A 16,367-nucleotide genomic window follows, 5' to 3' on the forward strand; every position below is an offset into this window, starting at 1 on the left:
CGGCAAGCGATGCGGCATACTCCCACCCCCCTCAAACTCACCAGAATTCCACTGAATGGACAAGGAAGTCGAACCCCACGTACTCGCCGTCATCGACGAAATGCGGCTCAAAGGACCACGGCTCACGCCGGTCGAGATCGTCGCCAAGATGGGTGTGTTCGACGCGCGGGACAAGCCATTCGATCACGCCTGGCTGGCGACCGGCGACAACGTCATCGCCACCATCTGGGGCGAGTTCGTGAGTGTCGGTTCGGGCGGGCGCTGGTTCTGCATCGAGTCGCTCGATACGCAGCATCGCGTTGGCGGCGGCCCGCGCAACGCGCAGCAGGTGCAGCGCGCCAAGGACCGGCTTGCGTTGCTCAAGCGCACCTTCGACGCAGGCCAGGGCTTCCGTGCCGTGCTGCAGACCAACCGCATCGCCATCGCCGAGCTGGAGAGCAACAAGGACGCCAAGGTTTCCACCCGCGTGCGCGACGACGACGAATGGCACGTCGCCACCTGGGAGCCCGAGAAAAAGCTCGCGGTGCTGGTGCGCGGCCCGCGCGGCTGGGTTCCGACCGAGGCCGACCTGCAAGCCGCGAAGGCGCGCGGCAGCGTGCCGAAGGTGGCCGAGCCCGCAGCAGCAGTCGCAACCGGCCAGGCTTCGCCCGAAGAAGTGCACGCAGCCGCCATCGAGTACGTGACGAAGCACTTCACCGGCTATGGCTACAAGGCCGAGAACGTGATCGCCCAGAACATCGGCTTCGACCTCGAAGTGTCGAACGCCAAGGGGCAGACGCTTCTGCGCGTCGTGGTGAAAGGCACGGCGCCCGGGGTGCCCAGCTTCAAGCTCAGCAGCGAAGAGAGCGCGTGTTCGGTGCGCGAGCCGCTGTGGCGCTTGCTGGTGGTGACGGATGCGGGCAGCGGGGTAGCGCAGCACAAGATCTACAAGCCGAACGAGATCAGTTCGGCGCCGGGTTACGACCCGTCGTAAACAGCGCGCAAGAAGAGCTCCTAGAGCGGCTGGCCCTTGTTGCCCGCCGCTTCGCCCGCAAGCTGGTGCCACCACCAACCGCCGAGATCGGGCCGCGCCTCGAAGAACGGGCGCCAATCCTCGATCCATTCTTGCGGGTCGCACAGCTCGGCCCCAACGTAGACGCGGTAGCGATCCGTGGCTGCGTGGCCTCGCACGCGGCCGGGCACATGCGGTTCGCCAGGACCGGGAACGGTGAAGGTGGCCGCATCCGCGCCTTCGATCACCTTTTTCTCGTCAAGAAACCACACGGTCGTGCCGTCGGTCGCATAGCCGTGGCCCAGGTCGCGGAAGTTTTCCGGCCTGGCACCCTTCAGGCGGGTTCCGTAGAAATAGACAGCTTCACGATCACGAGCGATGTGGCTGATGTCATGCAGCTCATCGCGCGTACCGTCGCGGTAGTTGAGCCGTATCTCCGGCACGATCTCGAAGGCCTCCGGGCTCTTCGTACGGATCGCCTTGGCAGTGATGTAGTAGGCGCGCTCCCTGTCGTGCGCGTAACGAAGGTTCAGTGCCTTGAAAGTCGCGTGATCCGCGCCTTCGACAACGTACCAATAGAAGGTCGGCCTGGATCCGAACTCGCCCTGTCCATAAATGCGATGCCTGTCGCGCAGCCAGCGCCCGCCAACGGGCTCGAAGCTCCCGGCATCCACTTCCAGCACCTCGCCGTTGCGATCGGTGAGCGGCTTGCCGTCGAAGTAGACCGTGTGCCCATCGTGCGTGTAGCAGCACAGGGTCGCTTCGGGATGCGGGGCGATGCAGGTGATCGGCCAGTCGCAACCGGCGAAAGGCCCGATGCGTGGATTGCGCCGCACGGCTTCGCGGACATGCCATGTCGAGCGCAGATCGGGCTCGTCTCCCGGCTTCAGGTTCCACCGCGGCGCCAGAACGAGCCGCAGTATCTCGGCATCACCCAGCCCCCCGAAATAGCTGCGCCTCTGGCTTTCACCATAGGTGTAGGGAAACCATCGATAGGTCTCGCGCAGCCGCTCCCATTGCGCGGGGCTCAGGCCGATCAGCGGCAGCACTTCTTCGGGTGTGCGGCCGGTCGCCAGGAACAGGTTCGCGGCCTCGAAGGTGTCGTAGGGAATGACGGGCACGGTGCCGTCGCCTATTCGGAGATCAGATCGCTCGGTCACGGCGTTTCCTCAATCGCTGCGTCACTTGCCGCTTGCCGATCCGAGCTTGGGCCGTAGCGCCTCGATCATTGCATCGAGATTTCTCGGCGTAACCTGCCAGCGCAGGGGATCGTCGTATTCGAAATCCGCACGGACTCGCCGCGTGTTCCGGTTGAACTGGAAGAGCATCTTGATGATGCCCTTGTCATCTTTCTGGCGCAGCCATTCGCGATACGCCTTCACCTCACGCGCGACGGCGTCATCGAGAAAGGTTGCCGCGTGGGCTTTGCCTTGGGCGTCGTAGGCGTATCCGTAGCTCTCGTTGACGTCGCCGTCGGAATCGATCGCGAAGATCGCCGAAACCTCGACCCAGTCGACGCCCTGGAGCCTGCCGCCGTTCACGATCGCGCGGGCGATGGCGCCCATCAGTTGCATGTTTTCCGACACGGGCTTTGCGGGTGCCGGCGGGGACAGCCCAAGCATGGCGAGAGGCATTGCCATGAGTCTCAAGAACAGGCGCTTCTTGCTGTCAGCCATCCTGCCTCCGTGGTGCTCAGGTCGACTGGTAGGTATCGCGCACACGATCGAACCGGCGTTGCGCGAGGTCTTCGTCGCGGATCATGAGGAAATGGTTGCCGTCGCCACTGGCTACGGAATCCGATCGACGGGCGCCGGCATGGTATTCACCGCCGTACGAAAACAGATGCCGCCATGGCGTCTGGCCGGGCACTGCGATGTGCCCGCCCGCCGGGTCCACGTCATCTTCGGCGTGGCCCTGGATGTCGTCGGGCCAGCCGCCTAGCCGATCGCCGAAGTTGCCGCCGTGCGCGGTGTCGCCTGGAGGCAGGTGGGGCGACAGCTGCAGCGGGTCTGCCCCCTGGAACCAGGCCCAGATCGCCTTGCTGCTGTGCTGCGGCAGGGCCGTCTTCCAGTGATGCGGCACGCTGAGGCCGGAATGCGGCAGCAGCCGGTCGGCCATCGGCAGACGGGACCAGGCTTCTTCGGGGCTTGCAGGATGGCCGTAGAAAGACCAGCGGTCGTTCCAGCGCTGGAGCTCGACGGGCCATTCGCGGCGTCGCAGCGCGGCCGGCCGTGCGTCGTGCCAGTACACGTGGTGAAGCGGCGTCTTGCCATCGTCGTCGCGCATCGCGTCCATGAAGATGAAGAGCACGCCGCTGCGCGGCAGCTTCGGATCGAAGCCGGGGAGCGCGGACAGTTGGCCCAGGTCGAGCTGCGCGATGAAGGCGAGCGGAAATTCGGTCTGCAGTGCGGCCATGCGAGCCTGCAGCCACGCGATGCGGCTCGCATCGACCTTCGGGTCGCGCCGCTTGGTGCCTGGCAGTGCGTCGCGCATGAGCGCCAGGTCTTTCTCGGTGGCGCCGCTGGCGCGCATCGTTTGCAGCAGCCCTTCGACATCGCTTGCGGACATCGACGGCTTGGGGTGCCGGATGTCCTCGATCTGCTTGCGAAGCTGCGCCAGATGTCGCTCGGGCGCGGCCAGCGCGGGGCGCATGGGCCACGGCGCATCGGGTGGAAGGTCGGGGTTGCCGGCCATCTTGCTGGTGCCGACGGGTAGCGTGTCGTCCTTCTCCTGGCGGCGAACGAACATCACCACGGGCCGCACCGAGGCCTCGATGCGCCGGGCGTAGTCGCTCAGCCCTGCCTTGCGCAGCGATTCGCGCAGGGCCCGGGTATCAGCAAACACGGGCATGCATCAGGACTGCTCGGGCATGCTGGGCCACTTGCTGTACGCAAGCCACCAGAGCACAGTGCTCCATCGAAAAACTACCCATCTTCATTCGCTCCTTGCGCGTTGGATCGCCAATGCTGGCAGGAAGGCACCGCCAGACTCAAAGACCGTTGGCCTCGCCACCGGGCAGATCGAAGGAGTCGGGTCTCGGGAATCTCTTGTCGGGCTTGGGAACTGCGCGCCTGTGAATGGATGCGAAGCTTGCGCAGCAGGTGGCCCCGATCACAGGAATCAACCACACCAGAGCCAGCTGGAGTCGTCGTTGCAGTGGCGAATAAAAGTCGCTGCGCAACACGACGACCGTTGCGGTCAGGTTGCCTGCGAGCACTGCGATGGCCATGAAGGCGAGTACGAAGTAGACATGTCTGGGCAACGTGGCCTCCCCAAGAGCTTTTGAGGGGGAATGTAGCCATGGGCGAATGCAGGCGTCAACCGCTCGCACTGGTCTGATGCATCACCATGCAACGAGCGGTTGTCGAAGCGGTGCGATCCGATGAGGCCCCAGCGCTGCGACGCGTTTGCGTGCGATCGATTGACATCGCGCAAGGTCTCCGCAGCCTGCCTCAGATACAAATAGAAGCCTTCATCGGAGCCGGGCGGGCATGGTTTCTTGACTAATGGTTGTTGGAGTGCATCAAAAGGTGTAAACAGACTGTTCGGAGCGTTTCATGAGTGTTACGTTTCTCGAAACTATCGAGGGTGATATGAACGAAGATGGCCAAAAAGCGCCGCGATCAAGGATTTATCTGCCGGTATCGGGGAAATTCCTTATTGCATTGATTGGCGCAATTGCCTGGATGGGGTTTTCAATATGGGCCGCCGAACTCTGGCTGGCCGATTTGAAATACCATGTCGGTGCCGCGCTGGCCATTTTTCTGGTCTATGGCATTGCCATTATTCCGGGCTTCATGAATGCATTCATGGCCATAAGCCTGCTTTTGGACAAGAGGCCGTCGCATCCTTCTTTGTCCGCTTATCCTGCGATATCCATGCTGGTCGCCGCGTACAACGAGGAAGCCTCCATCGAGGAAACTCTTATCAGCATCGACCGGCAAAATTACCCTGGCCCTCTGCAGGTCATCGTGATCAATGACGGCTCCACCGACGGCACTTCTCTTGTTGTCCAGCGCGTCCAGAATCGATATCCGTGGCTTACCTTCGTCGATCTGAAAAAGAACGGAGGCAAGGCCCGCGCCCTGAACATCGGGTTCAAGGAAGTTCTGCACAATCTGGTCGTCACGGTTGATGCCGATTCTTTCCTGTATCGAGGCGCGCTGGCCAGTATTGTCGAGCGCTATCTGGCTGACCCGCCCAATACGAGGGCCGTTGCAGGAAAAATCCTGGTTCGAAACTCACGGCAAAACTGGATTACCCGTTGCCAGGAGTGGGACTATTTCCACGGCATTGCTGCAATCAAGCGGGTGCAATCGCTGTTCCAGGGCACCTTGGTTGCGCAAGGTGCATTTTCTGTCTACGACCGGGCCGCGTTGGTGGAAGTGGGCGGGTGGCCTGAGTGCGTGGGAGAAGACATCGTGCTCACGTGGGCCCTGCTGAAAGCCGGCTATCGGGTTGGCCACTGCGAGGACGCGTGCCTGTTCACCAATGTGCCCAGCACCCTCAAGCAACTGGTCAAGCAACGCCAGCGATGGGCGCGCGGCATGACGGAAGCCTTTATCAAGCACCCGGGGATTCTCCTGAAACCCCGCTTGTCGACATTCTTCATTTACTGGAACCTGCTCTTTCCGTGGCTGGACCTGGCATTCACCATCGGATTCATACCAGGGCTGGCAATGGCCCTTTTCGGCTACTACTGGATTGTGGGTCCGATGACTCTCGCGCTGATACCGGCTGCATTTGCATTGAGCCTCCTGATGTTTTTGATCGAGCGCCGGACATTCAAGAAAACAGGGCTGGTCGTGCGCAAGAATGTTCAGGGCTTCTTTTTCTACGTATTGCTATATAGCCTGTTGCTGCAGCCAGCCAGTGTTCTCGGATATCTGGATGAACTGTTCAGAAGGCCTAAATCCTGGGGGACAAAATGATCGACGCGCTGAAATATTTTGCCGCCGTTGCTTCGGGATTTGTTTTTCTGGCCTCTCCCTGCGAAGGGGCGGAGGAAAAAAGCAAAGAAGAAACAACAAACATGGCTTTCGGCACGGATTTCTATCTGACCAACGACAGCGATAACTTTCAATCGCGGCGAGTGTCGGTCGAGTTTTTCCCTGCTTTTGAAAATGCCGATCGCTTTCTCGGATTCCGGCTCGGCGATTATCAATACCGTCAAAATAACTGGCAAAGAGCCGGAAAGAAGATCTCATTTCTGGCCCGCTCGATCGAAACCAGAACCGGCGATGGAGGGGCAATGGAGGCCGGCCTGTTCGAGCAGGGAGGGCACACGCTTCTGACGCTCGACGGCAGCTACCGCATGTCGCCGACAAAGAGCACGGCGGTGGAGTTTCTTGTGACGCGCGACTGGGTGGAAACCCCGAAATCCCTGGACCGCGGAATCGATTTTTCGTTTGTCGGGGTTGCCGTGGATCAAGGGCTTGGAAGCCATGTGACCCTGGTGGGGCTGCTGGGACAGCAGTTTTTTTCCGACAGCAATCGACGCGACCACGCCCGCCTTCGGCTGATTTATCAACCGTCGCTCGATCTGGGGCTGACCTTGCAAGCGCGCTATCGAACGTACCGGAGCAGTCATGAGGACGTGGACAGGGCCTATTTCAATCCGAAGAACTACAGCGAGTCGATGCTGGCGGTCGGCTGGCGGCATCGTTTCCAGGGATGGACTGCCGCTCTGACGGCAGGGCTCGGCAACGAGACGATCAATCACGACTTGAATCAGCCAACAAGACTGCTGGACCTGAGTCTGCAAAGCCCAGTCAGAGGATCGCAGGTCTTTCGCTTTGGCGCCGGCTACAGCCGCAGCACCACCTTCTCGGGCCCCAGCTACACGTATCGGTATCTGCGCGGCGAGTGGGTGATACTTTTCTGAGGTCAAGGCGCCCGCAGGCGAGCGGGCACCCCCGCAGCCTCACGCCTTCGACAGGCGCCGCCGAGCCTTCACCGCCGAAGCCAGCCCCTCGAGCACCGGTACCGTCTGGGCAAAGCCGATGCAGGCATCGGTGATCGACACGCCGTGCTTCAGCGCGATGCCGGGCTTCAGGTCCTGCCGTCCTTCCTCGAGATGGCTCTCGATCATGATGCCCGTGATGCGCCGCTCGCCAGCCGCGATTTGCGCCGCCACGTCTTCGGCGACCACGATCTGCCGCTGATGCTGCTTGCTGCTGTTGCCGTGAGAGACATCGATCATGACCTGCGGCCGCAGGCCGTTCGTCAGCAATGCTTCGCAACTGGACGCGACATCCGCGGCCGAATAGTTGGGAGCCTTGCCGCCGCGCAGGATCACGTGGCAGTCGTCGTTGCCGCGCGTCTCGAAGATCGCTGCCATGCCCATCTTGGTCATGCCCATGAAGGCGTGCGGCGCGCGCGCCGCAAGAATGGCGTCGGCCGCGACCTTCACGCTGCCGTCCGTGCCGTTCTTGAAGCCGACCGGGCAGCTCAGGCCTGACGCCAGTTGCCGATGGCTCTGGCTCTCGGTGGTGCGCGCTCCAATGGCACCCCAGGCGATCAGGTCGGCAATGAACTGCGGGCTCAACAGGTCGAGAAACTCGGTGCCGGTCGGCAGGCCCAGGGTCGTCAGTTCGAGCAGCAGGCGCCGCGCGCGCTCCAGCCCTTCGTTGATTGCGAAACTGCCGTCCAGGTGCGGGTCGTTGATGTAGCCCTTCCAGCCCACGGTAGTGCGCGGCTTTTCGAAATAGGCACGCATCACGATCAGCAGGTCGTCCTGCAGTGAGTCAGCGACCTTCTTCAGGCGCTGTGCGTATTCGATGGCCTGGTCGTGGTCATGGATGGAGCATGGACCGACCACCACCACCAGCCGGTCGTCGCGATCGTGCAGCACGTCGGCGATGGCCTTGCGGCTGCTTTCGACCAGCGCCAGCGTGTTGTCGCGCACGGGCACGCGCTCCTGCAGCAGGGCAGGGGTGATGAGCGGACGAACTGCGCCGATGCGCACGTCGTCGATCCGGGTGGTGTCGAGCGTGCTGTCGCGGGAGCCGATTTCGGCGTCGTGGAGGGGGTCGTCGAGGCGGGGCATGGTGTGGCTGTGAAGTCGAATTGAGCTTCTTCGATTGTCTGCTCGATCAGGAACCCCGCTCGTCCCTCAACACGGCTGCTCCCGTGCGGGGATTCGTCAGGGTGACGTTCTCAAGCGCCTTGATTCGCCACCCGCCAGCCTGCCGCGTCAGCACGGCAAGGATCAGCGTGTCGACAGCGTGCGGGCCCGCCGGGTGAGCCGCACCGGCCGTGAGGCGGCTCCAGAAGTGAATGATTGCCGCGCCGTCGCTGATGGCGACCACGTCGATCAGCTCGTTCTCGAGCGTGGATTCGCTGTAGATGGTTGCGTGAATGGGCGCGTGCAGCTTGACGATTTCCTCGACGCCGCGCACGTAGTGCCCGAACCGATTCACGAATGTCGCGTCCTCATGGAACAGCGCTCCGAGGGACTCCATGTCGTGGTTGTTCCAGGCGGCTTGAAACGCGTGGGGCGCGTCTTCGGGTTGTCTCATTTGAATCATGTGGATTCTCACAAGTGTCTATGCGGGGCACCCGGCGTTTGCCTTGGGCGTCTACTGCCAGGCGGCCAGGGAAAATTCTGCTCCACCGCGGGGTTGCCGCTCATGCTGCCAACACGGCCAATCAGCGCGCGCTGTCAATGATCATCCCGCCGTCAGGAGTCAGGCTGTAGCCCGTCAGGAACTGTGCATCTCTGCTGGCCAGAAAAAGAACGACGGGCGCAATGTCATCCTCAGGCGATCCATGCCGTCCGAGCGCGTTGTTTGCGGGAGGTGCATCGGCTCCGGCGCCCCAGGTGTCTGCAACGGGCAATATGTTGTTGACCGTGATCTTGTCTGCTCCCCACTCCCTGGCGGCAGATCGCGTCAGCGCGCGAACAGCTTCCTTCGCCATGTTGTATGGGGCGTAGGGCGCCATGCCAAGCACTCCCGCAAGCGACGCGAAGTTGATGACCCGGCCCTCGCCGCTGGCCTTGAGGTGGGGATGGCAGGCTTGCATGGTGCGCAAGTAGGCAATCGGACCCATCTCGAAATTGCGCTGCAGTTGCTCTACCGACATGCCAATGACCGTCGCTTGCACGACAGAAGGGTCGAATGCAACGTTCACGAGGATGTCGAGACCGCCATAGGTCGAGACGACCGTATCAATGGCTGCCTTGATCTGGCCAGCATCGCTCACGTCGCATACAACGCCGAGCGCAGTGCCTCCGGCCTCTTGAATGTCGGCGACGACACGGTCGACATTCGCGGCAGTCCGCGAAAGAACGGCCACCTTCGCGCCTTCAGCCGCAAACAGCTTGGCAGTCGCGCGGCCAATGCCGCGTCCTGCTCCTGTCACAACAGCAATCTTTCCATTGAGTCGAGCCATCGGAATCTCCTTCAGTCGAGGCTTGGTTGTTTCGCCGTTGCGGCGGGGATGTTCGGCGACGGAATATCGCGAGCGGCGTTCTGCGTCGCGAATGAAGAGATCAGCAGCACGAGGCCCACCGCGGCAGGTGCGGCTGCACTGGCCTTGCGCACATTCACGTGAGCAGACGCGGACAGAAGCAGGTGGAAGAACACGCCGGCGTAAGCGAGGTCACTCAGCCGAACGCTCACACGCGAAAGAATGGCCGAGACCGCCAGGAGCTTTACGGCAATCAGGATCGGAACAAGGTATTCGGGATAGCCAAGGTCGGCGAGAGCCTGGCGGACCCAGCTCCTCTTGGTGATGTACATCACCGCAGAAGCCACATACAGAAGGCACAGAAGCGCAGTGCTTATCCAGTAGAAATAGTTTTCGATCATCAGGTTTCCAGATCAGGGTGAGTCAGGGCCGCGAGGATGTCGTCTAAGATCAAAAAGAACAAGTAGGATGAAAAAGCGGTGGCTAGTATGGAAAAACTGACTAATGCAGCCGGCAGCACCAACATGCATGAGGAAATGCGCAGGGCATTCGCCTTGCTTTCCGGCAAATGGAAGCTGGAAATCATGTGGTTGCTCAACCAGCGGATCTATCGCTTCGGGGAGTTGCGCAAAGCAATTCCAGGGATAACCCAACACATGCTGACGGCGCAGCTGCGGGAGTTGGAGGCGGACGGTCTGGTGTCCCGTACGGTGTTTGCGGAGGTGCCTCCCCGTGTCGAATACGAGATCACAGGCAAGGCCCTGGGACTCGGACCTACGATGGCTGCCCTCACGGCGTGGTGGGAGCAGTACGGCCGCAGCGTGCCCACAAAGACAGCCTCGCGAGGTCGCAAAGCCAATTCCAAGTAGGGCCGAAGGCTCCTCGCAGGCCGATCCCGATAGCAGGCCCGCCAAAGCTGCCAGTTGTGTGGAAGCAGCTCGGAAAGCCCGACGTGCCGGCCTGCACCTGCTCGCATGACATGCCGCCGGGCATGGAAGCGAATTCCTCGCCGACGATGAGCAACCACGACGCGCTGCCGCATCCGCGCGCATAGGCGCCCGGGTCGTCGATCCGCGCGCGGTTGAACATCAGGTCATCGGGCAGCCGAGAAGCAGCCGTGTCGCCCTTCTTACTCGGCTGTGGCCGGGTCGATGACGCTGTACACCCGGTCCACCCGATTGGCCGGAAAGCCGCCGAGCTCGGCATGCCGGCGCACGAGGTCCTCGTCGGTCGCCTGGTAGACGCAATAGATCCGATCGCCCGTCACGTAGCTGTGGATCCATTGGATGTCGGTGCCCATGCTGCTGAGGACGCCGCAGGACTTTTGCGAGATGGCCTTCAGGTCGGATGGCGTGAGCTTGCCGGCACCGGGGATGTCTCTTTCGATTACGAACTTGGGCATATTAATACTCCTGTTTGTAGAATCGGCCAAAAGCGACCAGGCCCCATGGTGCCGACTCGATAGGCCCGTGGTTTGACCGCCCCTCCGGAGTTATTGACCGAAACCCCGGCCTTGCTGCTCGAGAGGTGACTATGGACGTGCTGTCGGACGTGCTGCGGACCATCCGGCTGGAGGGCGCCCTGTTCCTGAACGGAGACATGCGCGCGCCCTGGTGCTTCAACGTCCCCAAGAGCTCGGACATGGCCCAGGTGCTCAAGCCCGGCGCTCCACGCCTTGCCATCTGCCATCTGGTGCTGCAGGGGCAGTGCTGGGCGCAACTCCAGGGGGCAGAGCCGATTCGCGTGAACGCCGGCGAAGTCATCGCCGTGCCGCACGGCGATCCGCATGTCCTGGGGAGCCACCTGCGCCACGCGGCCGTGGACGTCGAACATGTCGTGCGCCCGCAGGTGCCCGCGGTACAACGCATTCGCTACGGCGGCGATGGCGATCGCACGGTGCTCGTGTGCAGTTGGCTCACGTACGAAGTCGATGCGCCCAACCCCGTCATGTCCAACCTTCCGGGCCTCTTCATCACGGCGCTGCGCAGCAGGCCGGCGGGGCCGTGGATCGAGCAATCCGTCAGTTTTGTGCTGGGCGACGCAGCCGCGCGAGCGCCCGGCTCGGAGTTGCTGGTCGCCAAGGTGGCCGAGTTGCTGTTTGCGGAAGTGGTGCGGGGCTATATCGAGTCCATGCCCGCCAACAACCCCGGCTGGCTGGCCGGCCTGCGCGACCCCCACGTGGGCCGCTGCCTGGCGCTGATGCACGGCGAGCCCGCACGCGCGTGGACGGTGGAGGCACTTGCGCAGGAATCCCACATCTCGCGCAGCGTGCTGGCGGACCGCTTCACAGAGCTGGTGGGCGCGCCGCCCATGCACTACCTGGCGCACTGGCGCATGATCCTGGCCGCAGGCATGTTGCGCAGAGACCAGGTCAACCTTGCGCGCATCGCCGAGGGCGTCGGCTACGAGTCGGAAGCGGCCTTCAACCGTGCCTTCAAGCGAGAGTACGGCGTGTCACCAGGGGTTTGGCGGCACAACGGTTAGCCCGCTGTATCGCTGCCTGCTTTTGCAGTTGTTGATCGTCCGTCGCCTTGATCTTTGATGTCGTCGAGGTCTCGATCCAATCTCTGGAAACGATTTGGCGGTCATTCCAGCGACCGCCCGCAAGGACACCCATCGTCTCGCACGCCTTGAGCACCGCAGCCATTGGGCGGGTCGGCGAACGCTGGTAACCCAACGAGCGAAGCAAGTGCCGTTCCGCCGAGAAATGAAGCAACCTGGCGCCGTCTCATATCCCATCCTTTGCTTCAGCGACCGAACTTGCTCACCACTGCCGCCCAAAGACGAGCAGGCTCGTCGCTCTGATCGATCGAGCTATCGACACCGGTCTGCACCATGATCAGCTTGGCAGTCGGGTCGATGAAGATGCGGTGGCCGTACCCGCCAAGAAGAACAAACTGGCGCCCCGAACCGGGAAGCAGCCATATCAAGTAGCCATAGCCAAGGGCTTGAGGGCCAGATACTCCGGGGGAAAGGTAGCGATCCGACGGGCGCGTTGTCGTTGCCTCGATCATCCATTGGGCCGGAATGATCTGTCTGCCTTCCCACTTTCCGTCATGCGCGAGCAGCCGTCCCAGACGTGCATAGTCCCGCAGAGCCGCGCCGAAGAACGTCCAGGCGACTTCGCTGCCTTGCGCGTTCACGAGCCAGGCGCCGTCGGCCTCGGTGCCTATCTGAGACCAGACTTTCTCGTGCAGGTAGTCAGACAGGGTGCGACCGGTCGCACGCTCCACGACGAGGCCGAGCACCGCGGGCTCCATGCTGGAGTAGTGGAATTCAGTCCCGGCCGGGGCAATGCGCTGGGTGAAGGCAGAGATCGTGTCGATGGTGCTGCGCTGCGGTCCTCCGCGCCCAAGCAGCCTGTCGATCCAGGAGCGGTGGCCGAGAACCATCCCACCCCACAATCGATCAAGATCCTGGTCGCCGTTGGCCTCTTCGCCGAACTTCACGCCAGAGGACATGTGCAGGAGGTCGCGCAGAGCAGTCTTGCCGTACTCCGTGCCTTGGAGCTCCGGAACATAGCCCTGCACTGCGTCGTCTGCCGACCTGATCGACCCATCCGCGACGGCAAGGCCAACCAGCAGGCCAGTGATGCTCTTTGCCATCGAACCCGAGAACAGGCGATCGCGGTCCGACCGGCCGTACTGATAGCGCTCCTGCAGGATCGTTTGGTCCTTGGCGATCAGCAGACCGGTGACCGGGTGCCGTGCCAGATAGTCCTCGATGGTTTGGTCGGCACCCTTGTAGCGATAGCGAACATCGGTGACCGCATAGGCAAAGCACCATGGGGCTGCTGCGCGAGCAACCCGGCGAGTGCGGTACTGGTCATCGAAGTGACTGAAGGTACCGACGCGGTACTTCATGTCCAGAGGTTCGCCTGGCTGACCACGCAGCAAGGGATCAGCGACGGGGAAACCTTCTTTGATACCGAATGCTTCCGCACGAGGCCCCGTCGGCGAGAAGGTGGGTCCGTTGTCACTGGCAGGCTCGTCACAGAGCGAACGCGCACTGCTTGTCGTCGGCCGCAGTGCCGAGCACGCGGCTAAACCAAGCAGTACCGCGCGGCGCGATGGACCGTATTGCGTCATGAAAGCACTGCTTTGCGCGATGGTGTGGGCATCCAGCTTCAATGGCAGAGGCGGCGATCCAGCGCTTTGCGGCAGCTGGCAATGGTCCGCACTTTCTACCTGAACGTCTGCGCAAGGGCAATTCGCCCGACTCGCTCAAATTCGAGGTCTGCGCTGAGGGGCACCCCGAGTATTCTTGCGCCGTCAAAAGCACAACGGAGACAGCGCACATGTACACAGAACAAGGCGGCGAAGGCCCAGACCTCCTCCTCATGCTGCACGGCATGGGCGCAACAAGCGCCGTGTGGTCGCCCATGTGCGCAGAGGCCGGCGCTCGCTGGCCCGGCCGCTGGCTCGCTCTTGACCTGCCCGGCCACGGCCAATCTGATCGGCAAGACTCCTACGCCATCGGCCAATACGCAGCAAGCGTCGGGCGCGCATTGCTGCCGCACATCCACCCCGAGGGCCGCCTCGTGGTTCTCGGGCACTCGCTCGGCGGAGTGATAGGCCTCGCCCTGGCAACGGGTTGGTTCGGCGTTACACCGCACCGTGTATTCGCAGCCGGCATCAAGATCGCGTGGAGCGACGAAGAGCTCCGCCGCATGGAGATGCTGGCATCCCTGCCCGCCAAGAGCTTCCCCACGGAAGCAGAAGCGTGGGACAGATACCTGAAGGTCTCCGGCCTCGCCGGAATCACCAACGCGGCATCAACCGTCGTCACACGCGGCATCGCGCATAACGACAACAACGACGGCTGGCGCCTCGCAATGGACCCCAGAGCCAACGCCGTAGGCAAGCCCCCTCTGTCCGAGCTGATGACCCTTGCGCGCTGCCCTATCCATCTGGCCCGCGGCGGTAACGACGCATTGGTAACGCTGGAGCAGACCCGTTCCCTCGACCCCGACGCCCGCGACCTCGGCCCGCATGGCCACAACGTGATGGTCGAGGCGCCCGAGCAGGTCTGGGATTGGATGGCCTCCCTCACTTGAGATGAGGGCGCAGACCGCCTTCAACGAGAGTCTTCAGCCCTTCGATGAAGCGTTACCTGCACTTCGGCTGCACGCGCCCTCAGCTGACCGCAGCCACCGTCGACATCCTGCCCGGCTGAATTGCGCAGCTTCGTCAGAATGCCCCGCTGATGCAGCGTGCGCGCAATCTCTTCGCAGCGCTCCCAAGACGGCCGGCTGAACGCCACGCCATCCACCGCGTTGAACGGAATCATGTTCAGCACGCCGTACTTGCCGGAGAGCAGCTTCACGATGCCGTCGATTTCATCCTGCCCGTCGTTCACGCCTTCCAGCAGCGTCCACTGGTACTGAATGGGGTAACCGGTGGCTCGCGCATAGCGCTCGCCTGCATCGACCACTTCCTCGGGCGTCAGGCCCGGCGCGCGCGGAAGGAGCTTCTTGCGCAACTCAGCCTTGGTCGTGTGCAGCGAGAGCGCCAGCGCAGGCCTCACGCGCTGCTGCAGCAGCCTCTCGAACGCACGCGGATCGCCCACGGTGGAGAACACGATGTTCTTGTGGCCGATGTTGCCCACCGTGCCGAGCAGGTCGATGGCCTCCATCACGTTGTCCAGGTTGTGGGCCGGTTCGCCCATGCCCATGAACACCACCTTGCGCACCGGACGGCGCATGCGCGCGAGAGCGACCTGGGCAATGATCTCTGCGCTTCCTACCTGGCGCAGCAAGCCGTCGCGGCCCGTCATGCAGAACTGGCACCCCACGGCGCACCCGACCTGCGAAGACACGCACAAGCCATCGCGAGGCAGCAACACGCTCTCCACCGTCTGGCCGTCCGCAAGGGCCACGAGCAGCCGCTCTGAACCATCAGCGCCGGGGTGCACCGCGTGGATGCGCGCCAGCCCCGCAAGCTCGGCCTCGATGGCGGGCAGGGCCTCCAGCAGCGACGACGGAAAGAAGGTGCCCGGCAGGCGCCTGCCGCTGTTGCGGGGCAGCGCATGCGACCACAGCCGCAAGATGCGCTGCTCGTGGCTGGGGCCCGCGCCGGCTTCGCGGAGTCGTTGTTTCAGTTCGTGGATTCGCATGCACTGCCGCCTGGGGCAAATGGACTCTTGCGCACGTCAACGGCCCAGCCGTGCTGGTGCCTGAAGGTGCAGAGTGTTGGTCGACATGCGGCAGATTGTGCCCGGCACGAAAAGCGCGCTGCCTTTGCGCCGTGCCGAGCCGCTTTGGCGAGCGACAGCCGCCCGACTGTCATTGCTTTGTGTCTCGCCGCTGCGCCCCGGTAGATATCTCTTCGATTCGAGAAATCCTCGACGAAATCTTTTCCCTTGCACGGCTTCGCTTCTCTACAGTGAATGCCCCATCGACAAGTCGCCCCTCCCTGTGGGCGACGAACATCCACCGCAAAGGAACACCCCAAGACGACCGATTGAATGAGTGAATGAACCGCCTTGCCTCACGGCGGGTTGCCGATGCCCTCGTGCATTGGTGCGAACGTGAGGCACAAATGGCGACGGCCAGAGTGCGTGAACACCCTGGCCGTCTGACCACATGACGTGCACTACTTTGGAAAGGAAGCACACCAAATGGCTGAGCGAATTATGGCCGGGCGTTCCACGCCCCAATCTTCCCGTCGCCGCACACGCGGCCCGTCGAAACCCGCCACGCGGACAAGCGACGAGGCAAGGGCACTTCTTGAAATCAAACTGGCGCAGCTGAACTCGCTGCTGTGGTGTTGCTACGGCGACGGCAACGGGTGGTTCGAGGAAGCAGGGGAGATGCACCGGGACCGCATGCTCTGGATCGCCGCGGATCTGGCGCGGGAGGCGGAGATGTTGCTGCAGGAGAGTGGGTTTGACCTGCTCGGTTTAGTCGAGACAGTTTTTCCTAGAAGACGGCGGGTTGCAGTTCTAGGCGGAGTTCCTGTTTGAA

18 protein-coding genes are annotated in these 16,367 nt (G+C 62.6%); 7 read left to right on the plus strand and 11 right to left on the minus strand.

Annotated elements, in window-relative coordinates; genetic code table 11:
* Positions 1-55 precede the first annotated feature (55 nt).
* Complete coding sequence (locus AC07O3_RS32630; RefSeq protein WP_097199512.1) at positions 56-973, plus strand: DUF3883 domain-containing protein; 918 nt, start codon at positions 56-58, stop codon at positions 971-973.
* 20 nt (positions 974-993) lie between these two features.
* On the opposite strand, the gene AC07O3_RS32635 is transcribed toward AC07O3_RS32630, so the two are convergent.
* The 4 genes from AC07O3_RS32635 to AC07O3_RS32650 all read right to left on the minus strand — a co-directional run bounded on the left by AC07O3_RS32635 (position 994) and on the right by AC07O3_RS32650 (position 4,220).
* Positions 994-2,112, minus strand: a complete 1,119-nt coding sequence (locus tag AC07O3_RS32635) for a DKNYY domain-containing protein (RefSeq protein ID WP_495341319.1) — start codon at positions 2,110-2,112, stop codon at positions 994-996.
* Between the two features lie 60 nt (positions 2,113-2,172).
* Positions 2,173-2,667, minus strand: coding sequence for a hypothetical protein (locus AC07O3_RS32640; protein ID WP_495341320.1), 495 nt, complete (start codon positions 2,665-2,667; stop codon positions 2,173-2,175).
* Between the two features lie 16 nt (positions 2,668-2,683).
* Positions 2,684-3,841, minus strand: coding sequence for a DUF1963 domain-containing protein (locus tag AC07O3_RS32645; RefSeq protein WP_495341321.1), 1,158 nt, complete (start codon positions 3,839-3,841; stop codon positions 2,684-2,686).
* A 139-nt stretch (positions 3,842-3,980) separates the two neighbouring features.
* A complete protein-coding gene (locus AC07O3_RS32650; RefSeq protein ID WP_495341322.1) occupies positions 3,981-4,220 on the minus strand; it encodes a hypothetical protein in 240 nt (79 codons plus the stop codon).
* A gap of 364 nt (positions 4,221-4,584) precedes the next feature.
* Here AC07O3_RS32650 and AC07O3_RS32655 point away from each other — a divergent pair, with 364 nt between their 5' ends.
* Positions 4,585-5,922 (plus strand): glycosyltransferase family 2 protein, encoded by a 1,338-nt coding sequence (locus tag AC07O3_RS32655; protein WP_093082430.1) that lies wholly within the window; start codon positions 4,585-4,587, stop codon positions 5,920-5,922.
* On the plus strand, positions 5,919-6,875 hold the full coding sequence (locus AC07O3_RS32660) for a porin family protein (protein ID WP_093177730.1): 957 nt from the start codon (positions 5,919-5,921) through the stop codon (positions 6,873-6,875). The genes AC07O3_RS32655 and AC07O3_RS32660 overlap by 4 nt, the downstream gene beginning before the upstream one ends.
* Positions 6,876-6,914: 39 nt before the next feature.
* On the opposite strand, the gene AC07O3_RS32665 is transcribed toward AC07O3_RS32660, so the two are convergent.
* From AC07O3_RS32665 to AC07O3_RS32680, 4 genes are all read right to left on the minus strand, one after another.
* Positions 6,915-8,039 carry a 3-deoxy-7-phosphoheptulonate synthase gene (locus tag AC07O3_RS32665; RefSeq protein ID WP_495341323.1) on the minus strand — a complete coding sequence of 375 codons (1,125 nt, stop codon included), beginning with the start codon at positions 8,037-8,039 and terminating at the stop codon, positions 6,915-6,917.
* Between the two features lie 46 nt (positions 8,040-8,085).
* The gene (locus AC07O3_RS32670) at positions 8,086-8,511 is read right to left on the minus strand and encodes a YybH family protein (RefSeq protein ID WP_495341324.1); all 426 of its coding nucleotides are present in this window, start codon (positions 8,509-8,511) and stop codon (positions 8,086-8,088) included.
* A 130-nt stretch (positions 8,512-8,641) separates the two neighbouring features.
* Positions 8,642-9,385 carry an SDR family NAD(P)-dependent oxidoreductase gene (locus AC07O3_RS32675; RefSeq protein ID WP_495341325.1) on the minus strand — a complete coding sequence of 248 codons (744 nt, stop codon included), beginning with the start codon at positions 9,383-9,385 and terminating at the stop codon, positions 8,642-8,644.
* Positions 9,386-9,396: 11 nt separating this feature from the next.
* Positions 9,397-9,804 (minus strand): DoxX family protein, encoded by a 408-nt coding sequence (locus tag AC07O3_RS32680; RefSeq protein WP_495341326.1) that lies wholly within the window; start codon positions 9,802-9,804, stop codon positions 9,397-9,399.
* An 87-nt stretch (positions 9,805-9,891) separates the two neighbouring features.
* Between AC07O3_RS32680 and AC07O3_RS32685 the strand changes: the two genes are divergently transcribed.
* Complete coding sequence (locus tag AC07O3_RS32685) at positions 9,892-10,272, plus strand: winged helix-turn-helix transcriptional regulator (protein ID WP_354337529.1); 381 nt, start codon at positions 9,892-9,894, stop codon at positions 10,270-10,272.
* Positions 10,273-10,532: 260 nt separating this feature from the next.
* Here the strand turns inward: AC07O3_RS32685 and AC07O3_RS32690 are convergent, their stop codons facing one another.
* A complete protein-coding gene (locus AC07O3_RS32690) occupies positions 10,533-10,805 on the minus strand; it encodes a DUF4242 domain-containing protein (protein WP_093059083.1) in 273 nt (90 codons plus the stop codon).
* 131 nt (positions 10,806-10,936) lie between these two features.
* On the opposite strand from AC07O3_RS32690, the gene AC07O3_RS32695 reads away from it, so the two are divergent.
* Positions 10,937-11,887 carry an AraC family transcriptional regulator gene (locus AC07O3_RS32695; protein ID WP_495341327.1) on the plus strand — a complete coding sequence of 317 codons (951 nt, stop codon included), beginning with the start codon at positions 10,937-10,939 and terminating at the stop codon, positions 11,885-11,887.
* Positions 11,888-12,150: 263 nt separating this feature from the next.
* On the opposite strand, the gene AC07O3_RS32700 is transcribed toward AC07O3_RS32695, so the two are convergent.
* Entirely contained in the window at positions 12,151-13,533 is a 1,383-nt protein-coding gene (locus AC07O3_RS32700; protein ID WP_495341328.1) for a serine hydrolase domain-containing protein, read from the minus strand.
* A gap of 167 nt (positions 13,534-13,700) precedes the next feature.
* Here AC07O3_RS32700 and AC07O3_RS32705 point away from each other — a divergent pair, with 167 nt between their 5' ends.
* Entirely contained in the window at positions 13,701-14,459 is a 759-nt protein-coding gene (locus tag AC07O3_RS32705) for an alpha/beta fold hydrolase (RefSeq protein ID WP_495341329.1), read from the plus strand.
* Positions 14,460-14,479: 20 nt separating this feature from the next.
* Here the strand turns inward: AC07O3_RS32705 and AC07O3_RS32710 are convergent, their stop codons facing one another.
* Positions 14,480-15,517, minus strand: coding sequence for an RNA methyltransferase (locus tag AC07O3_RS32710; protein ID WP_495341330.1), 1,038 nt, complete (start codon positions 15,515-15,517; stop codon positions 14,480-14,482).
* Between the two features lie 504 nt (positions 15,518-16,021).
* On the opposite strand from AC07O3_RS32710, the gene AC07O3_RS32715 reads away from it, so the two are divergent.
* On the plus strand, positions 16,022-16,366 hold the full coding sequence (locus tag AC07O3_RS32715; protein WP_495341331.1) for a hypothetical protein: 345 nt from the start codon (positions 16,022-16,024) through the stop codon (positions 16,364-16,366).
* The last annotated feature ends 1 nt before the right edge of the window (position 16,367 follow it).

It is taken from the genome of Variovorax sp. GW821-FHT09D05 (assembly GCF_059416325.1).